Consider the following 25,412-nt stretch of genomic DNA (forward strand, 5'->3'; position numbering starts at 1 on the left):
TGCGCCCTCACAGTTCGGTGACAAGATTGCCGTGCGGATCGACACGCGTGGTGCTGTCGGGCGGCAGGACGATGGTGGATTCGCGTTCCTCGACGATGGCCGGTCCCGACACGACGTCGCCGGCACTGAGGCGGTAGCGGTCATAGACCGTGCAGGGCGTGAAGCCTTCCGTTTCAGGAAACCAGACCTGCCGCACGTCCTTGATTGCCCGCGACACGTCGCCATCGAGGCGCTCGAGATCCTCCATCGTCAGCACCGACCCGATGGCGGTCGCCCGCAGGCGCCAATGCACGCCGACGACGTCCCAGCCGGTCTCGAAGCTGCGCGCGCCGTAGGAACGCGCATAGGCCTCGAAGAAGGCCTCGCGGAGCGCGGAAAGATCCGCCACCGTATAGGGATAGGGCGGCAGGTCGACCGCGATCTCATAACCCTGGCCGGCGAAGCGCATGTCGCAGCTTGCCGTGAAGCGCTGCCGCTCGGGAACGATGCCGGAGCGTTCCATCTGCTCACGGGCGCGCATCTCGAGGTCCGCGAACAACGCGTTGAGCGTTGGGATCGCGGCCTCGTCGAGCGTCATGACCTGCGTGCGGGCGAGATCGAGCGAGGTCTCCGCCATCAGGAGGCCGACGGCGGACTCCACACCGGCAGCCCGCGGGAAGACGACCTTCGGGCAGCCGAGCATGCGGGCGAGCCGCGCGCCATGGACCGGGCCCGCGCCACCGAACGGCACGAGCGCAAAGCTGCGCGGGTCCTTGCCGCAACTGATGGTGACCGCGCGGGCGGCCTCAGCCATCTGCTGGGTGACGATCTCGTGGATGCCCCATGCGGCCTGCATGGTGTCGAGCCCGAGCGGCTGGGCGATCTCGCGGTCGATGGCCTCCTTGGCGCCCGCCGCATCCAGGCTCATCTCGCCGCCGAGGAAATAGCCGGGGTTGAGATAGCCGAGCGTCAGGTCCGCATCCGTCACCGTCGGCCGCTTGCCGCCGCGACCGTAGCAGACCGGCCCTGGCACCGAGCCCGCGCTTTCCGGCCCGATCGAGATACCGCCGAGCTCAACCTTGGCAATCGAGCCGCCGCCCGAGCCGATCTCGATGAGATCGACCGCGGGGATGCTGACGGGAAGGCCGCTGCCCTTCTTGAGATGGGTCATGTCCACCTCGAACTGGCTCGTCAGAAGCGGCTTGCCGCCTTCGACCAGGCAGAGCTTGGCGGTGGTGCCGCCCATGTCGAAGGAGATGAGATTGTTCGTGCCGGCGGCCGGCGCGAAGCGCGCCGCCGTGAGCACGCCCGCCGCCGGCCCGCTCTCGATGATGCGGATCGGGAAGCGCTTGACCACGTCGGCGGTGGCAACGCCGCCGTTCGACTGCATGATCAGCATGGGCCCGTCCACGCCCATGCGCTTCAGCTCCTCGTCGAGACGCTCCACGTAATTGGCGACGCCGGGCATCACATAGGCGTTCATGACCGTCGTGCTGGTGCGCTCGAACTCGCGATAGAGCGGCGAGACGTCGGAGGAGATCGAGACCATGATCTCGGGCACCTCCTCCTGCAGGATGGCCTGAACACGCTGTTCATGGTCGGGGTTGGCGTAACTGTGCAGGAAGCAGACCGCGACGGCGACGATGCCGTTGGCCCGCAGCTGCTGCGCCACGTCCCGCACCGCCGCCTCGTCGAGCGCGGTCTCGACGGAGCCGTCCCAGAGCATGCGCTCCGGCACCTCGAAGACGTGGTGGCGCGGCACCAGCGGCGCCGGCCGACCGGCGGCATTGTCATAGAGCTCCCAGCGCTTCTGCCGGCCGATCAGGATGACGTCGCGGAAGCCGCGCGTGGTGATCAGGGCCGTCGGCGGACCCTTGCGCTGGATCACCGTGTTGGTGGCGATCGTCGTCGCGTGGACCACCTCGGAAACCGCCGTCATGTCGCGGGCGCTCGCCGCCATCAGGCCGCGCAACCCTTCGAACACCGCTTCGGCGGGATCCGCCGGCGTGGACAATACCTTGCCGATGGCGAAGCTGCCCGTCTCCGGATCCAGCACGGCAAAGTCCGTGAAAGTACCGCCGATATCGATGCCGATACGCAGACCCATCTCACACCCCTCTCTGGGACGATTTGTTTAGCTACTTAACAACGTCGCCGTGACCAGATCAAGCCCTCCGCCGACGCGCGGTGTAAATTTTTGTCAAAAGTTCCAAATCGTTAGGCGTAACAATTGGCATCGCACGGCAACGCCGCGCGACGGCCGTCGTTAGGCTGGTCTGTGCTGATAGAGCCGCCACTAAACGACGGCCTGGGCCCTCTCCGCCTTGTCGCGCCCGAGGCCGAGATAGGCCTCCTGGATGGCGGGATCGTTGCGGAGTTTAGCCGCCTCCCCCTCCAGCACGACGACGCCGTTGCGCAGGACATAGGCGCGGTCGACCAGTTCCAGCGCGTGGTTGGCGCTTTGCTCGACCATGATGATGGTCAGCCCCTGCGCCTTCCAGCGCGCCAGGATCTCGTAGACGCGGTCGACCATCAGGGGCGACAGGCCCATGGACGGCTCGTCGATGCACAGGATCTTCGGCCGCCTGAGCCAGGCGCGTGCCATCGCCACCATCTGCTGCTCGCCGCCGGACAGGGTGCCGGCGAGCTGGCTGAGACGCGCACCGAGCCAGGGGAACTCGGCGATGACCCGCTCCAGATCCGCGTCGAGCTTTTTCGCGTCACCCTTGCGGCGCGAGAAGGCGCCCATGAGCAGGTTGTCGCGCACCGTCAGTTCCGCGAACATGCGCCGCCCTTCCGGAATGGAGGCAACGCCCTGGTCGATCACTTCGGCCGTCGTGCGCGCTTCCAGCGGCTTGCCGAAGAAATCGACCTCGCCCTTGCGCGGCTGCACGAGCCGCAGCACGGTCTTGATGGTCGTCGATTTGCCGGAGGCGTTGCCGCCGAGCACCGCGACCGCCTCGCCGCGGTTGACATGGAGGGATACGTCGAACAAGGCCTGAACGGGCCCGTAGAAGATATCGACGTTCTTGAGCGCCACGGCGGGCGTCGACGGGTCGCCGGGCAGGTCCTGTTCCGGGCCATGCTGGAGATGGCCGCCGCTGGCTGCCGCAGCGGATGCGGGCACACTGCCGGTCGCCTTGCCGAGATAGGCCGCAGTCACCTCCGGATGGGCGAAAGCCGCATCTGGCGTGTCGTCGATGATCGCCCGGCCATGTGCCATGACGATCGTGCGTTCCGCCAGCCGGCGCACGATGTCGAGCTTGTGCTCGATCATGATGATCGCCATGGCGGGAAAGGTCTTGCGCAGGTCGATCAGGAGATCGGCCAGCTCATGGCTCTCGGTCGGGTTCATGCCCGCCGTCGGCTCGTCCAGGAGGAGAACATCCGGCGCGGCGGCGAGCGCCCGGGCGATATCGAGGCGCCGGCGGTTGGCATAGGAGAGGCTGTGCGCCGGCTTGTCCTTGCGCGACAAGAGACGATCGCCGAACAGCGCCATCACCTCATCGGCGCGCTGGCGTGCCTCGTCCTCGGCACGGCGATAGGCCGGCAGCCCGAACAGGGCGGCGATCGGCTCCGCGAAGGCGCCGAAGCGCTTCGGTCTCGCACCACCACCGATCAGCGTGCGCTGGGTGCCGACCATCACGCTGTCGGCGATCGTCAGCGCGGGAAACACCCGGCTCGTCTGGAAGGTGCGCGCGACGCCGAGCGCGGAAATCGCCTCGGGCGAGCGCCCGTCGAGCCGGTTGCCCTTGAAGGTTATCCGCCCGGCCGTCGGCCGCACGAAGCCCGTGATGGTCTGCACCAGGGTCGACTTGCCGGCCCCGTTGGGGCCGACGATGCCGATGAATTCGCCGGGGCGCACGTGGATGGTGACGTCGTCGATGGCCTTGAGGCCGCCGAAGCTCACGCTGACATTCTCAATGGCGAGCCCGTCGGCGGCCTGGGCCGGCGCGGACACGGGGCGATGGAGCACGGCGACCGTCATCAGCGAACTCCCGCAATGCCCTGCGGACGGAACCGCAGCGTGAGGTAGAGGATCGCGCCGAACAGGATCATCCTGTAGTCGGCGAAGTCGCGCAGCACTTCCGGCAGCACCAGAAGAAGCACGGCGCCTATCAGGGCACCGGTGAGATTGCCGAGCCCTCCCAGGACGATGATGGCCACCATCAGGAAGGAGCTGTCGAGCCGGAAGCTGTCGGGACTGATGAAGCGATGCAGGAAGGCGAAGGCGCCGCCGGCAAGGCCGGCGCAAGCGCCCGCCAGCGCAAAGGACGTGACGAGATAGCGTCGCACCGGCAGGCCGGCGGCATGGGCCGCGACACGATCCTCACGGATTGCGCGCCAGCTCCGACCGACCGGCGAGGCGAGGAACCGTCCCGCCGCGAAGATGGCGAGCACCAGCAACGCCAGGGCCTGCCAGTATTGCGCCGCGAGGCTGCTCATCGACACCCCCGGCGCCACCAGAAGGCGGGGGCGTGGAATGCCGAAGATGCCGTTCGGCCCACCGGTCACGTCCGTCCAGTTGAGCAGCACGAGCCAGATCAGCACGCCCATGGCGAGCGTCGCGAGGCCGACCACATGGCCCGTGAGCGAGGAGCACAAGAGGCCGACCAGGGCCGCGAGGATGGCGGTGGAAACGGCCGCAAGGACAAAAGCGAACTCGGCCGGCACGCCCCACATCTTGGCGGCCAGCGCGGCGACATAGGCGCCGACCCCGAAAAAGCCGGCGAAACCGAGGAACATGATGCCGGCGGCACCCGACAGCATCGTCAGGCCGACGCTGAGCAGCGCGAAAATGACGATCACCAGCCCGACCTGCACGATATAGTCGGACAGACCGACGAGCGGCAGCAGCGCCAGGACCGCCACGCCCGCCGCGAGCCAGCCGTAGGGTATGGTCAGGGGCCGGCCGGTCATCAGCGGCTGACCACCCTGCCCGATCATGATGCTGGTGGACGGCATGACGCCAGAGGCGCCCCGCGAGCCCCCGAGCGCATCGAGGCGCTTGTCGCCGAGCAGGCCCTGCGGCCGCACCGTGAGAATGAGGAGCAGCAGGCCGAAGGCGACCATGTCGCGAAAGCCTTCCCCGACATAGCCGACGGCCAGCGCTTCGAGCACGCCGAGCAGCAGACCTCCCACGACGGCGCCGGGAATGCTCGCGAGCCCGCCGAGCAATGCCGCTGTAAAGCCCTTGAGGCCGAAGGGTACGCCCATCTGCGGATAGAGGTTCTGATAATACATGGCGACCATGACGCCGGCGATGGCGGCGAGCGCGGCGCCGAGGCCGAAGGCGAGCTGCCGCAGCCGATCGGTCGGAACGCCCATCTGCCGCGCCGCGTCGAGATCCTGGGACATCGCCCTGAGCGCCCGGCCCGACCAGGTATGGGTCAGGAACCACCACAGGCCGACCATGATGATGAGCGACAGGATCAGAATGGCGATATCGACGCCGGTGATATAGGCCGCGCCGACGACCCAGCTGTAATTGGAGAAGGGGCTTGGAAAGCGATGCGCTTCCGGCGTCCAGATGATTTCGGCCGCCTGGTCGAGCATGAATGTCAGCGCCAGCGTCGACAGGAGCGGGGCGATCCAGGGCGCGTTCTCGAGCGGGCGCAGCGCGATGCGCTCGATCGCCATGCCGAGAAGCGTTGTCCCAAGGATCGATGCGATGACGGCCACACCAAGCGGCAGTCCGAGATTGACGCCGGTATAGGCCAGGAACGCGCCGAACATCAGCAGCGACCCCTGCGCGAAATTGATGAGATTGGTCACGCCGAAGATCAGCGAAAAGCCGATCGCAACGAGCGCATAGACGTTGCCGATGACTAGGCCGTTCAGGATCTGGCTGAAGAACTCGATCATGTGCCGCGTCGCTCCGGGATGGGAGGATCGGAAGACCCGCCGCGACAAACGCGGACAAGGCGCAAATAAATCAGGATCGGTATCGCGGGCAGATCGGCGAACGACCCGCCCGCGCAGGATACACTACTTATAGGGCGCGTATGTATTGCCCTTGACGACGATGTAGTTGATCTGGCGCGGGCCGAGATCGCCGGATCCCTCATATTTGAGCGTACCACTGACGCCCTGGAGCGGCGGCGCCGAAGCGATCTGATCGCGGATGGCCTCGCGCGTGATCGGCGTGCCCTTGGCATTCAGGGCCTCGATGGCCTTCGCGACGATCAGCATCGCATCGTAAGTAAAGGCCGAGTAGTAGTTCGGCGCCTTGCCGAACTTGGCCTCGTAAGCCTTGCTGAAAGCTGCCGCTTCAGGCGCTTCCGCCAGAAACGGCGTCGGCATCACGACGCCTTCAGCCGCACCACCGGCGAGTTCGATGAATTTCGGATCATTCAGCGTGTCGGTTCCGGCCACCTTCATCTTGGGATCGGCCTGGCGCAACTGCTGCATGAACAAAGCGGATTCCGCATAGTGGCTGACGAGGAAGATGCCGTCGGGCTTCGCGGACAGGATCTTGGTGATGAGCGGCCGGAAGTCCCGCGTTTCCGGAATCATCGCCTCCGACAGCACAACCTCGGCACCCGCATCCTTGAGGGCCTTGGAGACCATGGTATTCGTCACCATGCCCCAATCGTCCTTGAAATAGACGATGGCGATCTTCTTCATGCCCATCGCCTTTGTCAGGAGATCGACATGGGGCTGCACCATGGACGCATGTGTCGGTGTTGTGCGGAACTGATATGGACTGATCTTGACATAGTCCGGGTGGCCGGCTGTCGGCGCGACCTGGGCGATATGCGCTTCCGCGAGGATCGGACCGGCCGCCATCGATTCGGTGCTGGTTTGCCCGCCGATCACTGCGAGTACCGCCGGATCCTGCGCGAATTTCTGGGCAATATTCGCCGCTTCGCGCGGTACTCCGCGACTGTCTTCTATCCGGACCTCGAGAAGTCGGCCACCGATACCGCCCTTGGCATTGACTTCACCGACGAACATGTCAGCGGCTTCACGAAAACGCAGGCCCAGCGCCGAGCGCTCTCCGGTCATCGGGCCGAACATGCCGATCACCAAGGGATCGGCAGCGCGGGCCGGTGCCCCCGCGATCAGAGCGGCGAGCGTTCCCGCCAGCACGATTCCTAATCCACGCATGTGATGTACCCCTCTGGTCTCTCATTGCAGGAGACTTTGGCTCGCCGAGCGAGTGATAAAAGTTTAGCTATTAAACTCGCCGCGCAACAAGCTTAAATTTTGTCCAGCGCGAAATACTTTTATATCCCCACCGCCAGCGGCGATGAATGTGCTTATTTCCGAGTGTCTTACTGTATAGCAGCAAGGCTTTGTGCAGTGCGGCAATGCAGGCCTCCGCCAGGTTCGTTGTCAGCATCGGCGCCTTTTGCGCACCGCAAATGCCGCAAAAACATGCAAGAGCAATTCGTCTCGCTTAACGAGCGCCGTCGACAACTAAACATTTTACTTGCGAGCGGGCACATGGTCAGGCTCTTATATCGCCATGTCACGTATTGCCTCTCCCAGCGCTGTCGCAACGCCCTCCGGATCGGTTCGGGAATTCGAGCTCTATGACGAGCTCATGCCCGTTCGCCGCTACAAAATGCTGCTGCAGGCCTTCCTCAAAAGGCGCGGCTCCGGCAGCCGGCAGGCCATCGCCGAGGCGCTTGGCAACACGCGCAGCTTCATCACCCAGATCACGAGCCCGGCCTATGATCTCGCGATCCCGGCGCATCACGTGCGCACGATCGTCAAGATCGCGGGGCTCCAGCCGAACGAGGAGCGCATGTTCCTCGACGCCTATATCGCCGCTCATCCCGAGCGGGCTTCCGAGATCCTGGGGCGCGGCCAATCCGGCCCGGGCAGCACGACCATGAGCTTGACCCTTCCCCAACTGTCCAATCCCGCCGCCCAACGCCGCCTCGAAGCTCTGATCGAGCGTTTTGCGCGCGACGTGGCCGCCACCATGATCGCCAATGAGGCGGACACCGGCGGGCACGATGACCAGAGGGACCTGCCGTGAACAATCCGCTCGATCTCGGCGGCGTCATGCTCAGCGTGCTCGCCTGCGACCCACGCGACCAGACGCTCGGCATCGCGCTGGCCTCGTCGGCGATCGCCGTGGCGGCCCGCTGCCCGTATCTGGTCGTCGGCAAGGCCGTCGTCGCGAGCCAGGGGTTCAGCAACCTCAAGGTGGGGCCGCTCGCGCTCGATCTCATCCAATGCGGCCTGACCGTCCAGGAAACGATGCAGGCGCTGCGCCAGCATGATCGCTGGATGGATTACCGCCAGATCGCCATCGTCGCCGCCTCCGGTGAGGTCGAGGTGCATACCGGTCCAATGAACGTGAACTGGGCCGGCCATGTCAGCGGCAGCGGTTTCGTGTGTCTGGGCAATGGGCTGCCCGACCAGGACGTGCTGGCCGCCATGCAGCGACGCTTCATCGACGCGCACGGACAGCCGATGGCCGAGCGGCTCCTGGCGACGCTCGAGGCCGCGCGCGGTCATCTCGGGCCTGAAAGCCCGCTCCTCTCCAGCTCGCTTCTCGTGCGCACGCCCGGCGAGACGGTTCACATCGACCTCAGGGTCGACCTGGCGCGCGATCCGCCAGAGGCCGGCGGCTGCGCCCTGACTGATCTGCGCCGCCTGTTCGAGCGCTACCTGCCTCTCACTGACATCTACAAGAAACGGTCCATGTCGCCGCATCCGACCTGAACGGACGGCGCTGGCCAAAGGAGACAAAGATGACCTTCACCATTGTCGCCCGCGATCCTGACACCCGGCAGCTTGGTGTCTGCCTGGCCACCAGCCCCCTCGGCGTGTCGTCCCGCTGTCCGCATGTGCGCGGTGGCGTCGCTGCCATCTCCTCGCAGTGCCACAGCAACTGGCGGCTCGGCCATATCGGCCTCGACCTCGCGGCCCGCGGGCTGTCGCCTGACGAGATCCTGCGTCTGCTCGCGAGCTACGATCCGCATTTTGACGACTACCGGCAGGTGGGCATCGTGACGATGGACGGCGCCGCCGCCGCCCATAGCCCACCCAAGGGTGCGGCCTGGACCGGCCACCGTGTTGGCGAAGGATTTGTCGCCATGGGCAACGGCCTCGCCGGCCCGCAGGTCGTCGATGCGATCTACGACGGTTTCGCGCGTAGTGCCGGGGTCGATTTCGCCGAGCGGCTGGTCCGCGCCATCGAGGCAGGCTATGCCGCCGGCGGCGAACCGAAAGGACAGGCCTCGGCCGGGCTCATCGTTGCGGCGCCGGACTGCGAGCGGCCCCTCGTCGATCTGCGCATCGACATGGCCAACCCTCTGCCGAAGGATGGTGGCGATGCGGTGAAGGACCTGCGTCGCGCCTTCGATGCCTACAAGCCCCTCATCCCCTATTATGCCGATTACTGGCTCGATCATCCGGACGTCAGCTATACCGAATGGCAGAGCCGGGCGGCTTGACCGCCCGCTCGTCCCGTCAGGTCATGAGCCGACGTCGCCGGCGATTCCCTGGCGCGCCTGATCGAGTTCCTCGGAGTACCGCCGCAGGGCATAGGCTTCGGTGAGTTCGCCCAGGACCTTGCGGTCAGCGAGATTATCGATCACCGCGAGGGCGTCCGTTTCGGCCGCGTCGAAGGCCGCCATCGCTTCCTTCACATTCATGGACGGCAAGAGGACCTGGTCGCGGAAGCCCACGATGTCGGCGACGGTATGCGCTTCCGCGCCACCGTTGCTGCCAGCCGCATGGGCCTGCGCCACCGAGGCGATCCCGACGTAACGATCCTTGGCGTCGAGCACGATCGCCCGGGTGGCCGAGCCGAGCGGGAAGGCCTTGCAGAAGGCCTCCATCGGCATGTCGACGCGGGCGGTGCGGCTCGTCGGCCGCATCATGCGCCCGACCGTCAGGTTGCGGATCCATCCCACATCATAGGGGCTGCGGATCGTCTCGCCGCGCAGATGCAACCGCCATGTCGAGAAGGAGTAGCCGAAGAACTCACGCACGATCATGCTGGAGGCGATCGCCGCGCACAGCGCCAGGCTGCTGACGCCGATGCTGCTCGTTGTTTCGAGCGTGAGAAAGGTCATCGTCATCGGCCCGCCGACGACGGCGACCGCAAGCGCGCTCATACCGACGAAAGCCGACGTGTTGACGTGAATGCCGAATGCCGGCCATGCCAACAGGATCAGGCCGCCGAACAGCTTGCCGAGCAGGGCGCCGAGGAACAGCGAGGCAAAGAAAAGGCCGCCGCGAAAGCCGCATCCCAGGCAGATCGCCGCAGCCAGCGACTTCAGCAGAAAAACCCCGGCGAGGATGGCGAGCGGCGTGTGGCTGTTCAGCTCGACGAGAAGCGCGCCGTGGCCGGCCGACAGCACCTGCGGCGTCAGGAGCGCCATCAGCCCGAGGACCCCACCCCCGAACACCGGGCGCAGCAGCATCGGGATGCGCGTATAGCCGACCCAGCGCTCCACCAGCGAGACCCCCCGCATGATGACGATGCCGACGAAGCCGGCGATGGCGCCCAGCAGGATGTAAAGCGGAAAGTCTGCCGTCGTCACCGCCGGCAAGGGATCGAACTGCAGCGGCAGCGTGACCCCACCCAGCGCGTTGGTGACCAGCATGGCCGAGAACGCGGCCACCATGACCGGCGCCGCCGTCGCGATCGAATAGGCGCCGATGATCAGCTCAAAAGCATAGAAGCCCCCGGCAATGGGCGCGTTGAAGGCGGCCGCGATGGCGGCCGCGGTGCCGCATCCCACGAGCACGCGCATGTCCTGGCGCCTGAGCCGCAGCGCACGGCCGGCACGCGACGCGAGCGCGCCGCCGATCTGCGTATAGCCGGCCTCGAGGCCGACCGATGCGCCGACCCCATTGGACAGGACGGTCTGTCCCGCGACGAGAAGGCTGTCGCGGGTCGACATGACGCCGCCGTGGAGGGCATTCGCCTCGATCGGATCGACCGCGACCCGCATCTTGCGCGATCGCATCCAGTAGGCGATGGCGCCCAACAGGAGCCCGCCCGCCGCCGGAACGAAAAAGCTGAACGGCGGCAGATGCGTCGCGGCACTCAACCCCTCGTCCAGGGCGACGCCAAACAGGATATAATGGGCAAGATGCGCGACGCGCGTCATGGCGACGACCGCCATTGCGACCGTGCAGCCGATCCCCGCCGCGACGACGACAAGCAGGAACTCGCTGCGACGGACGAGCGAGCGGATGCGCTGGCGCCATTCACCCGGGACGCGAGGAGGGGAAAGGGTCATGGAAAACCAACTGACTGGACGCGAACGCGGATGGCCCGCGGTCCGGCGAGCTCTGGTGCTCCCTTAACCCACAATTGCGTCAAGTGCCACGGGCGGCGCAGCGATCATCGTGCATCGCAGACACCGCGATGGATCGGCTTCAAGGGGTTCCATGCAGTGCCCATCCTTGTGCGAGACAGGAACGTCGAACGCTCTACGAATTCTCCGTGACGATTATGCGTCACCGCGTTCCATGACATCCGCTCTGAGGGACAGCGCGGATCGTTGTTGTTCATTGGTCGGATCTTTTCCGCGCTACGCCAAGACAAGCGCCGTTCCATAAAGCCCGATCGCGAAGACGATATGCGCGATGATGCCGAGCGCCCTGGCCTTGGCCGGATTGGGCGCCTTGCTGCAGGCGACACCGTTGCCCATGCAGGGCTGCATGACGAACCATCCGAGGCCGACCGTTGCGAGCCCGACGATCAAGGCCGGGCCGAAAGTCGGCTCAATCGCCCAGGACGTGCCCCAGATCGCCAGCAAGGCGACGGCGAAGGAAATCCCGACCACGTAGTGCATGATCCAGCCGATGGCGTCTTCTCCCGGAAGCGGCGCGGCTTGGGCCACGCCATCGGGATGGACGAATTGGAGACGCGGCATATGGCCGAACCAGCGCCCGGGCAATGTCCAGGATGGCGCCGGACCCCGCAGCGCGAAGCGCAGGACCTGCTGCCAGATGTCAAAAAGCACGGTTGCCCCGATCCCGATCGGGATCGCCTTCGCAATCAATTCCCAGCCCCAACCCATGAATGCGTCCTCACTTGTTTTCACTATGTCTGATCGAATGTCCGCTGGCGCGCAATGCGCGGGGAGAGGCTGAGGCAGACAGTTTCAGGGAGCGGGGCGGCCGAGCCAGTCGATATGGCGCGCGACCGACGCCGCCATGGCCTCTTTGCCGCCGGTCGCGATGACGCGGTCCCAGAACGCGCCATAGATGGCATCGTAGGCAAAGGGGGCGACGCGTGCCGCGATCGCCTTCACCGCCTCCGCACCGAGGGGAATGAGATTGGGATAGGAGCGCATGAAGCCGAGATGCCGGCGATCGGGAACCACCTGCAAGAGATCCCCTGACAGGATGGCGCCGCGCCCGCCCGCACCCGCCGCCCAGTGCATCACGGTCCCCCCGTCGAAATGGCCGCCGGTCCGCACGAGCGTCATGCCGGGCGCGATCTCAAGCCGGTCGCCTTCCCAGAAGACGATGCAGGGATCGGGGCGGGTCACCCACTGCCGGTCGGCCGCGTTGAGATAGACGGGTATGCCGCCGAAGGCGTGGCTCCATTCCACCAGGGTCGTGTAGTAGTGCGGATGCGATATGGCGATGGCCTTGATGCCGCCGATGCCGTTGATGAGATCCACCATCGCGTCGCTGACGAGGCTGATCAAGTCCCACAGAATGTTGCCGCCATCCGATGGCACGATCAGCGCCCGCTGGTTGATCGCAAAGGCCGGCGCCATGCCGACCGCCATCAATTCCCCCTCGTAGCGGAAGATCGGCATATGCGACCCCTGCAGGCGCTTGAGCGTCGTCCAGGCTTGTCCGGTGACCGCCACATACTGCCGTTCCTCCGCGCAGATGATGCACTGGTGAGGCGGTGCATCGCCCGGCGCATATTGCGTTCCACAGGTGATGCAGATGAACGCAGTCATGGCACTCGCCTCCCGGATCCCGTTCTGTCCTGCCGCTAGTGGTTCTGCTCCGACATTTGCATCCGTCTGATACGGGCCTTGGAGCCAATGTCGGAGTCAAGAGAACCACTAGCAAGTTAATGGTTTTAGCGGAGCTTTTGAATTTGACATTTGATCTGGAGCTTGATGTCAGGCGGGACTCACATGTCAAATTCGCTCCACTAGTCCTATCGCGTCGTGGCGCTCTATTCCAGCGCCGCGGGTCGACACCCCGTTCGTCCGGGTTTGCCTCAGCCAGCGGCTGCTCGACCACCGGCACCGCGCCCTGAGTGTCGTTGTCCTCGGCGTCCTGGCCTGCATGCGCGGGTCGGTGTCGTCAGCAGCGGCTGGAGAAAGCATCCAACACACTCCGGGCAGCGTCGCTGCTCTCCCCGATTATTGCTTTTCGCCAGCCGAAGAAACACATGCGATATATTGAGACGTCATCGCGTTTTATTGAGATTGATTAGGATTTCGTTTATGAAATCAATTGCGCCAGCAAGGAGGGAGGTTCGGCATTCATGAGCGAGATCCATGCCCAAGTCATCCTCGCGCGCGTGGAGACTGACGCGGCGAAGTTGGCTGTTCTCACCGATGTCCTGGCGCCGATCGAGGCTGAGCGCGCGCAAGGCTTTCGCCAGCTCGCCGACCGCCAGCGTTTCGTCACGGCTCATGGGTTGCTGCGCGCGGCGCTCGGGATGAAGCTGGCGTGCCATCCGGCGTCCGTCTCCCTGGTCCGCAAGCCGAGCGGACAATGGATCTGCGAAGGGCGGGGCTTGCATGTCAGCCTTGCCCATTCGGGCAAGCGTGTCGCGGTGGCCATCGCCGATGGCGCGGTTGGGATCGATATCGAGGAGATGACAGGCGGCGACGTCCTGGCGCTGGCCCGCGACTGGCTCACGCCGGCAGAGGCAGCCGTGGTGGCCAAGGCAGGCCCGGCCGCGATGGAGCCTCTGTTCCTTCGCTATTGGACAGCCAAGGAAGCGGTGCTGAAGGCGGCCGGAACCGGTCTTTCGGTGCCGCTTGCGGACTTCTGCGTCGCGCCTCCTGGCCCGCGACCGCAGCCCATCACGCAGCTGAAGCCCCATGCCGCGCTCGCTGGCCTGGCGGTGGCCTCTCTGCCCGCCCCGGATGGCTATGTGGCGGCGCTCAGCCTGCCTGGCGGGACGTGGCGAATCGCGCAACGTGATGAGGAAGCGGTGGATGCGCTCGCCCGCGGCAAGGAGGTCGATCGCTAAACAGCGTCTGGTATCACGGCTGCCCTTTCCCCGCGAAGGATTGCTCAAGTGCTTCGAGGCCAACCGTCCGCGCCTCCGGCGGACATACAACAGCGGGAACTCAGGCCAACCGTCCGTCAAGGTTCGCGACAGGAGCCCTCTGGATGGCACCCGAGGTGCGGCCCTGCTTGCCACCCCTCCCTCGGCGGTGTAGCAAGCTCCCGCATGCATGCTGCCCGGAGCCGACAGACGCGATGATGAACGATAATACCGCGCCGGTCAGGCCGCTTTCCCCCTGTCGCCTTTCCACGCCCCTGGCTGCGGCGGCCGGCGCTGCGACTTGGGAAGGTGCTTTCCCGTCTTCGTGATCGTCTGTTGCCGCGGCGGTGAAATAGGCATGGGATTACTCGAAAGATCGCGAACCAAAACCGCGCTTGAAGTGGGCATGGCCGCCCTGCTCTGCCTTCTTAGTCTCGTCTATTTCTATGGAAGCCACCTCTTCAGCGGTCCGGAGCTGCGATACACGTTCGATCGATTCGATCCGATCATCCAGGCGTCGATTCTCGAGCACTGGTACGGCGTGTATCGCGGTCTGTATGACTGGCGCAATCCCATCATATTCTACCCCATCCAAGGGGCCCTGGGTTTCAACGACAGTTACGTCCTGACGTCCATTCCCTATTCGCTCTTACGGGCCGCCGGTCTCGATCCTCTCCTCGCCATGGAGATCCCCCACGCCGCGACGCGTGTGATCGGCTTTGCATCGGCCTGGATCCTCATGCGCCGCTATTTCGGCCTTTCCCTGTGGGCCACGGCCTTCGGTGCAGTCCTGCTCACGGTTGCCAACGGCATCTATCTCGGCACGATGCACACCCAACTGACAACCGTTGCCTATGCGCCGCTCCTGTTCTGTCTCATCGCCCGTATCCACGAACTACTGGTCGACGAACGTCGCGGAGCAGCGCTCTTCACCGGCTGCGTGACAGGTTTGCTGCTGGCCTTTTGGCCCCTGACCTCCTTCTACATGTTCTGGATGACGGGCCTTTTCACCATCATCGTCCTGGGCGTGGCGTTGCTGCTGAATAGACGTCTGCTCATTGCCATGATCGGTGAAGCTCTCGTCGCTCAGCGCTGGCTGACGCTCGTGCCGGGCCTGATCATCTTTGCCGCGGGGCTCTATCCACTCTGGCTGATCTACGGTCCGACAGCCGCGCTCACCGGGATGCATCAATTTATTGCGGTGATCCATAATGCGCCGCATCTCGTCGACTTGATCAATGTGGGCCCGGACAACCCCATCTGGAGCGAGACATTCGAGCGACTGCGCTTTGAGACGGTGGGAAGCGGACTAGGAGAGTTCGAGCTGTGGCGTGGCTTCACCCCCGTTCATCTCGCCTTGCTCGCCCTCGCTCTCCTCGCTGCCTTCAAACTCCCGACCGGGCTCCCGGCACGCCAGGATTTCGCCTACCGATGCCTGCTGGTGACATTGGCAGTCGGCCTCCTGCTCCTCGTGCAGGTCGGTGGCTTCACGTTATGGTGGATTGTCTACACGGTCGTGCCCGGGGCAAAAGCGGTGCGCGTCATCGTGCGTTTCGAGCTGCTGCTCGTGACATTCGGCGCCATTGCACTGGCGATCGCCCTGGACATCCTGGCGCGCTACCGCGCGCCCTGGACCAGCTTGGTCGCGGTTGTCCTGGCAGCGTCCGTGCTTGCCGAGCAGTATTCCAGCTTTCCCACGGCGCGCTTCAAGGCGGCTGATGTCAAGGCGCTCGCAGACATTCCGCAGCCGCCCCGCGCGTGCAGAACCTTCTATACCGTCAATCCGTACAGAGCCGACGGCGAAAGCGCCGTCAACATGAAGTACTATATCCATAGTACGGAAGCGATGCTGATCGCCGAACGCATCGGGCTCCCAACCCTGCTTGGCATGCACACCTTCATTCCGCCCGGCTGGGATCTCACGGATCCATTGGCCCCGGATTACGAATGGCGCGTGTATCGTTACGCGGAGAAGCACCATCTGACGGAAGGGCTCTGCGCCTTCGACCTGCAAGACCTCACCTGGCGCGTGGTCACGACGCCGCCCGATCGCCCGGCGACACCACCGCCGGAACTGGCGTTGGCGGGGCTCATCAGTCCTGCGGGTCCGATCTCGCTCGACCTGCGCGCGCCGCTGGCACAGCGCTATGGAGGCAGTTCGCTGCGTCTGCCCTGCCGTCCCATGGCCGCGACAGACACCTCCCTTCTGGTCTGCGCGGGCGAGCCCGCAAAGGATGCCGGCGGCGTTGGTGTCGCGCTCGCTTTGCGCGATGGCGAGCATGTTTCCTTCGCGCGCGGAGAGCCCGGTACCCTTCTCTTGGCGGATGGATGGTCTCCTCCAGAAAGCTGGGGCACTTGGGCGAGCGACCAGCAGGCGAGCCTCGTCGTTCGCCTTGATCGCAGCCTCTTTGCGGATGGCGCACGTCTCGTCCTCACCGCGCATGCGTTGCTGCCATTGCAGGACACGAGCAAGGTTGTCCATGTCTCGATCGATGATGCGCCCTTGGGCAGCCTGAATCTGACAGGCGACCCCTCGCAGCAGGACCTCTGCATCCCGGCCGCCCGGCTTCCGGAAGGTCGCGCCTTCACCCTGACGCTCCGGACGGACAGGGCCGCGCAGTCGCCGGCAGCGCTGAAGCTGTCGGGCGATGCGCGGCCTCTCAATTTCGCCTTATCGGGATTAACCGTGGGGCACTGCCAGCCAAGCCCCTGACCAGTCAAGCCCCTGACGGTTCAAGGCACCATCGCCGTTTTGGCAGCACGGGGAGAGAGCGCTCGCCCTCGCCAGGTGCTTCTTCTCCCTGCAAGTGCTTCTTCTCCCTGCAAGTGCTTCTTCTCCTTGCAAGAGCTTCTTCCACTTTCCAAGTGCTTCTTCCACTTACCAAGTGCTTCTTCCACTTGCCAACCGCCGCGGATGATGCCCTAAGAACGTGGATGCCCGGCATCCTTCGACGAACGCCTACTTCTCTGTCACGCAACGAAGATCAGACAAGCATGTCATCCGAACCACGCATCGCCGTTTTGATCCCCTGCTACAACGAAGCTGCGTCGATCGCCGCCGTCGTCCGGGATTTCCGCGCGAGCCTCCCGCAGGCGGACATCTTCGTCTACGACAACAACTCCGCGGATGACACCGTTGCCATTGCCACGGCCGCAGGCGCCATCGTGCGCAGCGAAACCCGGCAGGGCAAGGGCTTCGTGGTTCGGCGGATGTTCGCGGATATCGACGCCGACGTCTATGTCATCGTCGACGGCGACGACACCTACGACGCCGCGGCCGCGCCCAAGCTCGTCGAATTGATCCTGAAGGAGAACTGCGATCTCGTGAACGGCGCGCGCGTTCCAACGAATGAGGCCGCCTTCCGCGCCGGGCACAAATTCGGCAATCGGCTACTCTCCACGCTCGTCAGCATGATCTTCGGCAAGCGCAACACCGACATGCTCTCGGGCTACAAGGCCTTGTCGCGGCGTATGGTGAAATCCTTTCCGATCAAGAGCAGCGGGTTCGAGATCGAAACGGAGCTCCTCATTCACGTGCTCGAGCTCGGCCTGCCCGTCGACGAGATTAAGACGCCCTATCGCGAGCGTGGTGAAGGCTCCGAAAGCAAGCTGCGCACCTATCGCGACGGCTTCCGGATCATCTGGTTGATCAGCCACCTGATTCGCGACGAGAAGCCCCTGCAATTCTTTGCCGCCGTCGCCGCTGTCCTGGCGCTCATCGCGATCCTTCTCGGAGTGCCGATCGTCGTGACATTCGCCGAAACAGGCCTGGTGCCGCGCTTGCCGACCGCTCTGCTGGCGACCGGCCTCGTCATTTCGTCGCTTCTGGCGCTGACCGCCGGGCTGGTCCTCGACAGCGTCGCCCGGGCGCGCCGCGAGTTCAAGCTGCTCAGCTATCTCGGCATGGCCGCGCCGTCGGCGAAGCGCCGGTAAGCGGAGCCGTGTTGACCAGGGAGCAGGCGGCCAAGGTCGCGGCGTTTCTCGTCGCCGGCGGCATCGGCTTTCTCGTCGACGCAGGCCTGCTCTGGGTTGGCCTCAACACGCTTGAGCTCTCGGCGCTCGCGGCCCGCGCCATATCCTTCACAGCCGCCATGCTGACCACCTGGGTTCTCAACCGCAGCCTTGCCTTCGCCAGTCAGCGGGATCGCGCGCGCGGCCATGGATCGGAACTGGCCCTTTACGGGCTCGCCACGCTTTTCTCGGGCGCGATCAATATCGGCCTCTATCTCGTGGTGATCGAGGCGCTCGGGCGCGGGGGCATCTACCCCTTCATCGCCCTCGCGGCCGGGGTCGGCGCGGGGCTCGTTTCCAATTTCCTGCTCTACAACTTCGTCGTCTTCCGGGGTTCAGCGACGCGGCCGTGATCTTTCTTACGCTCTGAACCCTGAGATCCCGCCTGAAAGGCCGCGTAGATCTCCGGCAGCGCGCCGATGAGGTAGTCGCCGAATCCGGGCTCCGCCTTCTTGTCGATCATCAGTGTCAGCGTCGTGGCATCGTCCTTGATACGCAGGAGGCGCTTGCCCGCAATCGGCGACCAGACGGCCGGCTCGGCCGATCGGCGCTTCGGCGCGACCGCCTCGAGGATCTGCAGGAAGCGATCGTCGGAGGACGCCGCCGCGAAATCCGGCCGGGACGATGCCTCACGCGCCCGTTCCGCGGCGCCCGAGGCTTCAAGGCGCTCCGCAAGCGCCAGCCACCGGTCGCGTCCGGCCTTCGGGGCGGGACCGATCGCCGCGATGATGTCGCGCGGCACCTTCACCGCCGCCGAGATCAGGCGCGACAGACCTGTCTTGTCGACGCTGAGGGCGGCCATCAAAGTATCGCGCTTGAAGCCGGCCTCCTCCAGCCGCGCCGCGAACAGGGCCTTCTCGATGAAGGACAGATCCGTTCGGGCGCTGTTCTCCTGTCCCTGGGCGACGACCAGCTGCTCGTCCGTCAGCGGCTTCACCATGGCCCGCAGCCGGATGCCGAGCTCGGCCACGGCGCGCAGCCGGCGGTGGCCATAGGCGATCTGGTAGCGACCCTCCCTCGCGGGGTGGGGCCGCACGAGGACGGGAACCTGCTGGCCATGCTCCCGAATGGAGGCGACGAGGCTCCGGTGATCCTCGGCGGAGCCCTCCAGGCGGTCGGTGATGAACGAGCGCTCGACGAGATCGCAGTCGATCTCCACCACCGCATGCGCCTTCAGCTGCTCGATGGAGCGGGTGACCGCGCCGATCGCGCCGCGCGTCCCCATGACCCCGAAATGCGGCGCCGGCTGGCCGGCGGCCGCCGCATGCGTTGCCGTCTCGGAAATCGCATGACCCGATGCCGCCTGTGCTTCGCCCGCCGTCAGCCCGACGAGAAGATTTTTGCGCGCCATCAGGCCCTCCCCCACGCCGCGCGAATGAGCTGCGCGATCTCGCCATTGACATTGTCGAGCGCTTCCATGGCCCGGTCATAGGTCGAGCGGGTGAACTGGTCGCGCGTCACCTCGTACAGGGTCTGCTTGGTGATGCCGGCATCCGAAATCGCGGTGCTCTTCAGCATCGGATAGTTCAGCACGTGGTCGCCGAACATGGCGCGCATGAAGGACACCATCTGGTTCTGGGGGCCGTCGCCGGGCTCATAGCGGGTCACGAGATAGCGCATCCAGTCGTAACTCATGTTGCCGCCGGCGCTCGCCACCACGCTGAGCAGGTCGGACGTCATGATCAGGAACTGGCACATCGACATAACGTCGAGCATCTGGGGATGCACCGTGACCAGCACCGCTGTCGCCGCGCAGAGCGCCGAGAGGGTCAGGAAGCCGAGCTGCGGCGGGCAATCCACCACCACGACGTCATAGCTGTCCGCGACCGAAGCAAGCGCCGCATCCATGCGCGTGAAGAACATGGTGTCGGCCGGATCACGCCCCATCAAGGCCTTCGGCGTCTCGTGCTCGAACTCCATCAGCTCGATATTGCCGGGCACGAGGTCGAGATTGGTGAAATAGGTCTTGCGGATGATATCGCGGAGATCGCGTCGCGCGCCGTCGTAGCGGATGGCGCCGTAGAGCGTCTCGTTCTCGCCGACATCGAACTCGGGCTGATAGCCGTGCAGCGCCGACAGGCTCGCCTGCGGGTCGAGGTCGAGCGCCAGCACGCGATACCCGTTCAGCGCCAGATACTGGGAGAGATGGGCGGCCGTCGTCGTCTTGCCGCTGCCGCCTTTGAAATTGACCACCGTAATGACCTGCAGGTGATCGCCGGGGCTGCGCCGCGGCGAATAGCGCCGCTCGGCCTTGCCGCTGGCATCGAGATAAAGGCGCAAAGCCTGGATATCCTCGACCGAATAGGACCGGCGCCCGCCCGGTCCGACCTGCGGCTCGGGACCCTTGCCCTCGAGCGAGAGGCGCCGGAGGTAGCCGTCGTTGATGCCGATGAGCTTTGCCGCTTCGGTGGAGGAAAAGGGGCGCAGCGTCTTGCGCGCCTCAGGGGGGAAAAGTTGGAGCCGGTGGGCCTGGAGCTTCGACGAGAGTTCGCGCGCGTGCTGCCCGACCAGTTCATGGATCTGCCGGAAAGACCCGGCAGGATGAGAAAGGCTGATATCCACGTCAATCTCGCGTAAACACGCTGAAAAGCGCAAATGGCGCCTTTTTCCGTGCCGACCACATCTGATTCATCGCGATGTGGCAAGCGATTATGGGTTAACGGAAGGTTAACGCCCGCCCTGTCGCTTGCATGCCGCGCCGTTGCCGGCCGGCAACCGATGGGTGGCGGACTGTCGCAGCCTTATCGGGCCTCCACCGGCAGGGAGCGGGTATCCGCCTGCTGCCTTTGGGCGTGCCGCCCTTGCAGACGGGCGAGGTAGAGATAGATGACTGGCGTCGTATAGAGCGTCAGAAGCTGGCTGAGCAGCAGGCCGCCGACCATGGCATAGCCGAGGGGCTGCCTGAGCTCGGAGCCCGTGCCGTTGCCGAGCATCAGCGGCACGCCGGCGAGCAGCGCCGCCATGGTCGTCATGAGGATCGGCCGGAAGCGCAGCCGGCAGGCCTCGCGGATGGCTTCCTCCGGCGTCAGCCCGCTCTCGCGTTCGCCGACGATCGCGAAATCCACCAGCAGGATGCCGTTCTTCTTCACGATGCCGATGAGGAGAATGATGCCGATGATGCCGATCACCGAGAGATCGAACCCGCCGGCCCAAAGGGCGAGCAGCGCGCCGACGCCCGCCGAGGGCAAGGTGGAGAGGATCGTCAGCGGATGGACGAAGCTCTCGTAGAGCATGCCGAGGATGACATAGACCGCGAAGAGGGCAGCGGCTATGAGGGCCGGCTCGCTCGCCAACGCACTTTGGAAGGCCTGGGCATTGCCCTGAAAACCTCCCGTCAGCGTGGACGGCGCGCCGATCGAACGCGCGGCCGTGTTGATGGCGTTCACCGCGTCGCCAAGTGAAACGCCCGGCTTCAGGTTGAAGGACAGGGTCACGGCGGGAAACTGGGCCTGATGCGAGACAGACAGCGGGCCGACGCCCTTCGCGTCCACCGTCACGAAGGTGGACAGCGGAATGGCTTGCCCCGACGACGGTGATTTCACGTAGATCTGGTCAAGGGTACCGATATGACCGAGCAGATCGGGCCTGGCCTGCAGGACGACCGAATAGGAGTTCAGCTGCGTGAAATATTGCGTCACCTTCTGCTGGCCGAAGGCGTCGTTCAATGTCGCGTCAATCAGGGCAGGCTGGATGCCGAAGCGCGCGGCGCGATCGCGGTCGATAGTCACCTTGAGCTGCGGGGCATTGCCTTGCTGGTCGCTCGACACGTCGGTCAGCTCGGGCAATTGCCTTAACCGTGCCAGGAGCTTCGGCGCCCAGCTGTTGAGTTCATCGAGATCCGCGGCGGTGAGCGTATACTGATACTGCGCGCGCGAGACACGGCCGCCGACGGTGATATCCTGCGCCGGCTGGAGAAAAACCGCCGCACCGGCAACCTCGCCCAGTTTCGGCCTGAGACGATTGATGACCTGCGCGGCCGACGCGTCGCGCTCCTCGCGCGGCTTCAGCGCGATGAAAAAGCGGCCGTTGTTGGTGGTATTGGCACCGCCGGCGCCGAGGACGGAGCCAAAGGCGGCCACCGCCGGATCCTGGGCGATGACGGCGCCGAGCTCCTGCTGCAGGCGCTTCATCTCCTCGGGCGAGACATCCTGCGCGGCCTCCGACAAACCCATGATCAGGCCGGTGTCCTGCGTTGGAAAAAAGCCTTTCGGGATGATGACGAACAGCCAGCCGGTCAGGGCGAGGGTCAGGATAAAGACAGTCAGAGTCACGCGCCGATACCGCAAGGCGACATCGAGCGTGCGCATGTAGAACGCCAATATCGCGTCGAAGCCACCCTCGATGACCCGATAGATCAAGCCATGCCGATGGCTCGGCGGCTTCAGGAAGCGCGAGCACAGCATCGGCGTCAAGGTCAGCGAAATGAACACCGACACCGCGATCGCCGCGGTGACGGTCAAGGCAAATTCGCGAAAGAGTCGCCCGACGATGCCGCCCATCAGGAGAAGCGGGATGAAGACCGCTACCAGCGACAGGCTGATGGACAGGACCGTGAAGCCGATCTCGCGCGCGCCGCTCATGGCCGCGGTGAAGGCGTCCTGCCCCTCCTCCATGTGACGCACGATGTTCTCGACCACGACGATAGCATCGTCGACGACGAAACCCACCGCAATGGTCAGCGCCATCAGCGACAGGTTGTCGATGCTGAAGCCAAGCGCGTACATGACAGCCGCGCTGCCGGCGAAGGACAGGGGGACGACCACGGCCGGAATGGCGGTCGCCCGCAGGTTGCGCAGGAACAGCAGGATGACGAGCACGACCAGCGCGATCGTCAGCACCAGCGTGAACTGCACATCGGCGACCGAGGCGCGGATCGTCACGGAACGGTCGACGACGGTGTCGACCTTGATGCCCGCAGGCAGCACGTTGTCGAGCTGGGGCAAGGTCGCCTTGATGGCATCGACGGTGGCGATAACATTGGCGCCCGGCTGCTTGAAGACCAGCAGCACGACAGCGCGGCGGTTATTCTGCCAGGCTGCGACGTCGGTGTTTTCCGGGCCGACGACCGCCTTCCCGACATCCCGCACCCGGATCGGCGCACCCTCGCGATAGGCCAGGATCACGTTGTCATAGTCTTCCGGCTTGGTGATCTGGTCGTTGGCCGCGATCGTGAAGCTGCGCACCGCGCCGTTGACCACGCCTTTGGCGGCCTCGGCGGTGGCGTTGGCGAGCGTGCCGCGCACATCCTCCAGCGTCAGACCCGTCGCGGCGAGCTTGGCGGGATCGACCTGAACGCGGATCGCCGGCTTCTGCTCGCCGCCGATGACGACCTGGGAGACGCCCTCCACCTGCGACAGGCGTTGCGCCAGGACATTGTCGGCGAAGTCGTCGACATCGGTCAGAGGCATCGTTTCGGAATGCGCGGCAAGGATCATGATCGGGCTGTCGGCCGGATTGACCTTGCGATAGCTCGGCGGCGACGAAAGATCGTCCGGCAACTGCCGCTGGGCGACCGTGATCGCGGCCTGGACGTCCTGCGCGGCCGCATCGATGTTGCGATCGAGCGAGAACTGGATGGTGATGGACGTCGAGCCAAGCGTGCTCGTCGAGGTCATCTGGGTGATGCCGGCGATCTGCCCGAACTGGCGCTCCAGCGGCGCCGCGACTGATGATGCCATGACATCGGGGCTCGCGCCCGGCAGCCGCGCCGACACCTGGATGGTTGGGAAATCGATCTGCGGAAGCGGCGCCACAGGCAGGAGCGGATAGGCGACAATCCCCAGCATGACGATCGCAGCCATGAGCAAGGTCGTCATAACCGGGCGAGTGATGAAGGGAGCGGAGATGTTCATGGATCTCTCCCGGCCGGGCACGACCGCCCTGGACTTTCCGGTGTCAGGGCGTGTCTTTCGCTTTGGCAACACCCGGCGCCTGCGCGGCACCTGAATTCCGCGACAGATCCGGGTTCCGCGACAGATCTTGGCTCCGCGACAGATCCTGGCTGACCGCCCCGATCGTCTCCGTCGCCACGCTTGGCCCGGGGGCAATCTTGCGCGGGGCGGTCGTACTGCCGTCCGGCCCTCTGACCGTCACATGCGTGCGCGGCCGCAGACGGTATTGCCCGCCTGTGACAACCTGATCGCCGTCGCTCAGGCCCTTCGTCACGACGGTCAGATCACCCTCCGTCGCCCCGGTCTCGATCGGCCGCATCTGGGCGATGCTGTCGCCATCGACGACCCAGGCATAGAGCCCGTCGGGCCCGCGCTGGACGGCCGCATCCGGCACGGTCAAGGCATTCTTCAAGACGGAGACGGTCACTGCGACATGGACAAACGCGCCCGGCCACAGGCGCTCGTCCCCGTTGGGAAATTCCGCCTTCAGGCGCAGCGTCGCCGTGGTTGGATCGATCCGGTTGTCGATCACCGTGACCCGCCCCGTCCCCAGCACGGTGCCGGACTGGTCCGTCGCCGTAATGGGCACCGGCCCAGACCGCATCGCCTCCTGCATGGCCTGCAAATGCTTCTCTGGCAGCGTGAACAGCACCGCGACAGGTTTCAAGGTCGCCAGAATACCGATCGGCAGGACGTCTGAGGGATGCACGACATTCCCGGCATCGGCCTGGCGGATCCCCATGCGTCCGTTTGTCGGTGCCGTGATCGTCATATAGTCGAGATTGGTTGTCGCGCTGTCGATCGCGGCCTGGTCCGCGGCGATCGTCGCTTTGAGCTGATCAACCGTCGCCTGCTGCTGATCGAGTTGCTGCTTGCTGGCGAAATCCTTGCTGGCGAGCGCCAGAGACCGGGACAGATCCGCCTGGGCGCTGCGCAGCTGTGCCTCGTCCTTCGCCTTCGTGGCACGGGCCTGTGCAAGCGCCGCTTCCGTCAGCCGCGGGTCGAGCCGCGCGAGGACGTCGCCCGCCTTGACGTGCTGCCCTTCCCTGAAGGCAACCTCCTGAAGGGTCCCGTCGACGCGGGTGCGCAGGTTGACGGTCTGGGATGCCTGCACCGTGCCGAGGCCGGTCAAGGTCAGCGGCACATCCCGCCGGGTGACGGGCGTGGCCGTTACAGGAACGGCAGCCTGCGGCGGGGAAGCCGGTGCCGCGCCTTGCGACCGCGCGGGCAGCGTGAGGACGCCCGCCGCTGCCGCGAGCGCCACGGAACCAAGGGCGGCCAGCACAATGAGGGTTCGCACCGAAGTAAAACGCCGAAACGAGGACATGGGACCCTCGGAGATGACCTCCCACACC

18 protein-coding genes are annotated in these 25,412 nt (G+C 65.2%); 7 read left to right on the forward strand and 11 right to left on the reverse strand.

The features are described from left to right. Nucleotides 1–7 precede the first annotated feature (7 nt). The 4 genes from C7450_RS04840 to C7450_RS04855 form a co-directional block, all read right to left on the reverse strand. Nucleotides 8–2,086: a hydantoinase/oxoprolinase family protein gene (locus C7450_RS04840; protein WP_210206368.1), complete on the reverse strand. Its 2,079-nt coding sequence runs from the start codon at nt 2,084–2,086 to the stop codon at nt 8–10. Between the two features lie 189 nt (nt 2,087–2,275). Next, entirely contained in the window at nt 2,276–3,967 is a 1,692-nt protein-coding gene (locus C7450_RS04845) for an ATP-binding cassette domain-containing protein (protein WP_110373293.1), read from the reverse strand. Next, the gene (locus C7450_RS04850; protein WP_110373294.1) at nt 3,967–5,844 is read right to left on the reverse strand and encodes an ABC transporter permease; all 1,878 of its coding nucleotides are present in this window, start codon (nt 5,842–5,844) and stop codon (nt 3,967–3,969) included. Before C7450_RS04850 ends, C7450_RS04845 begins: the two co-directional genes overlap by 1 nt. Before the next feature lie 123 nt (nt 5,845–5,967). Further along, the gene (locus C7450_RS04855) at nt 5,968–7,089 is read right to left on the reverse strand and encodes an ABC transporter substrate-binding protein (protein WP_110373295.1); all 1,122 of its coding nucleotides are present in this window, start codon (nt 7,087–7,089) and stop codon (nt 5,968–5,970) included. Between the two features lie 361 nt (nt 7,090–7,450). On the opposite strand from C7450_RS04855, the gene C7450_RS04860 reads away from it, so the two are divergent. The 3 genes from C7450_RS04860 to C7450_RS04870 are packed head-to-tail and all read left to right on the forward strand — an operon-like array spanning nt 7,451 to nt 9,395. After that, a complete protein-coding gene (locus C7450_RS04860) occupies nt 7,451–7,969 on the forward strand; it encodes a hypothetical protein (protein ID WP_110373296.1) in 519 nt (172 codons plus the stop codon). Continuing rightward, nucleotides 7,966–8,661, forward strand: a complete 696-nt coding sequence (locus tag C7450_RS04865) for a DUF1028 domain-containing protein (protein WP_110373297.1) — start codon at nt 7,966–7,968, stop codon at nt 8,659–8,661. Before C7450_RS04860 ends, C7450_RS04865 begins: the two co-directional genes overlap by 4 nt. Nucleotides 8,662–8,690: 29 nt before the next feature. Further along, on the forward strand, nt 8,691–9,395 hold the full coding sequence (locus C7450_RS04870) for a DUF1028 domain-containing protein (protein ID WP_110373298.1): 705 nt from the start codon (nt 8,691–8,693) through the stop codon (nt 9,393–9,395). Between the two features lie 21 nt (nt 9,396–9,416). Here the strand turns inward: C7450_RS04870 and C7450_RS04875 are convergent, their stop codons facing one another. The 3 genes from C7450_RS04875 to C7450_RS04885 all read right to left on the reverse strand — a co-directional run bounded on the left by C7450_RS04875 (nt 9,417) and on the right by C7450_RS04885 (nt 12,881). After that, on the reverse strand, nt 9,417–11,195 hold the full coding sequence (locus C7450_RS04875; RefSeq protein ID WP_110373299.1) for a chloride channel protein: 1,779 nt from the start codon (nt 11,193–11,195) through the stop codon (nt 9,417–9,419). Nucleotides 11,196–11,489: 294 nt separating this feature from the next. Then, nucleotides 11,490–11,981, reverse strand: a complete 492-nt coding sequence (locus C7450_RS04880; protein ID WP_110373300.1) for a DUF2938 domain-containing protein — start codon at nt 11,979–11,981, stop codon at nt 11,490–11,492. 84 nt (nt 11,982–12,065) lie between these two features. Continuing rightward, nucleotides 12,066–12,881: an MBL fold metallo-hydrolase gene (locus tag C7450_RS04885; protein WP_110373301.1), complete on the reverse strand. Its 816-nt coding sequence runs from the start codon at nt 12,879–12,881 to the stop codon at nt 12,066–12,068. Between the two features lie 539 nt (nt 12,882–13,420). Between C7450_RS04885 and C7450_RS04890 the strand changes: the two genes are divergently transcribed. From C7450_RS04890 to C7450_RS04905, 4 genes are all read left to right on the forward strand, one after another. Next, the gene (locus C7450_RS04890; RefSeq protein WP_110373302.1) at nt 13,421–14,137 is read left to right on the forward strand and encodes a 4'-phosphopantetheinyl transferase family protein; all 717 of its coding nucleotides are present in this window, start codon (nt 13,421–13,423) and stop codon (nt 14,135–14,137) included. A gap of 424 nt (nt 14,138–14,561) precedes the next feature. After that, entirely contained in the window at nt 14,562–16,868 is a 2,307-nt protein-coding gene (locus C7450_RS04895) for a hypothetical protein (protein ID WP_110373303.1), read from the forward strand. A 281-nt stretch (nt 16,869–17,149) separates the two neighbouring features. After that, the gene (locus tag C7450_RS04900; protein ID WP_110373304.1) at nt 17,150–18,088 is read left to right on the forward strand and encodes a glycosyltransferase family 2 protein; all 939 of its coding nucleotides are present in this window, start codon (nt 17,150–17,152) and stop codon (nt 18,086–18,088) included. Between the two features lie 11 nt (nt 18,089–18,099). After that, nucleotides 18,100–18,519 (forward strand): GtrA family protein, encoded by a 420-nt coding sequence (locus tag C7450_RS04905; protein ID WP_170147061.1) that lies wholly within the window; start codon nt 18,100–18,102, stop codon nt 18,517–18,519. Here the strand turns inward: C7450_RS04905 and repB are convergent. From repB to C7450_RS04925, 4 genes are all read right to left on the reverse strand, one after another. Continuing rightward, nucleotides 18,477–19,517 (reverse strand): plasmid partitioning protein RepB, encoded by a 1,041-nt coding sequence (gene repB / locus C7450_RS04910; protein ID WP_110373306.1) that lies wholly within the window; start codon nt 19,515–19,517, stop codon nt 18,477–18,479. The two genes, C7450_RS04905 and repB, sit on opposite strands and share 43 nt — an antisense overlap. Next, a complete protein-coding gene (repA, locus tag C7450_RS04915) occupies nt 19,517–20,722 on the reverse strand; it encodes a plasmid partitioning protein RepA (protein ID WP_245449515.1) in 1,206 nt (401 codons plus the stop codon). The genes repB and repA overlap by 1 nt, the downstream gene beginning before the upstream one ends. Nucleotides 20,723–20,907: 185 nt before the next feature. Continuing rightward, on the reverse strand, nt 20,908–24,018 hold the full coding sequence (locus tag C7450_RS04920) for a multidrug efflux RND transporter permease subunit (protein WP_110373307.1): 3,111 nt from the start codon (nt 24,016–24,018) through the stop codon (nt 20,908–20,910). Between the two features lie 43 nt (nt 24,019–24,061). Beyond that, nucleotides 24,062–25,384, reverse strand: coding sequence for an efflux RND transporter periplasmic adaptor subunit (locus tag C7450_RS04925; RefSeq protein ID WP_110373751.1), 1,323 nt, complete (start codon nt 25,382–25,384; stop codon nt 24,062–24,064). Nucleotides 25,385–25,412: the final 28 nt, after the last annotated feature.

It is taken from the genome of Chelatococcus asaccharovorans, from assembly GCF_003201475.1.
GTDB classification, from domain to species: Bacteria; Pseudomonadota; Alphaproteobacteria; order Rhizobiales; family Beijerinckiaceae; genus Chelatococcus; species Chelatococcus asaccharovorans.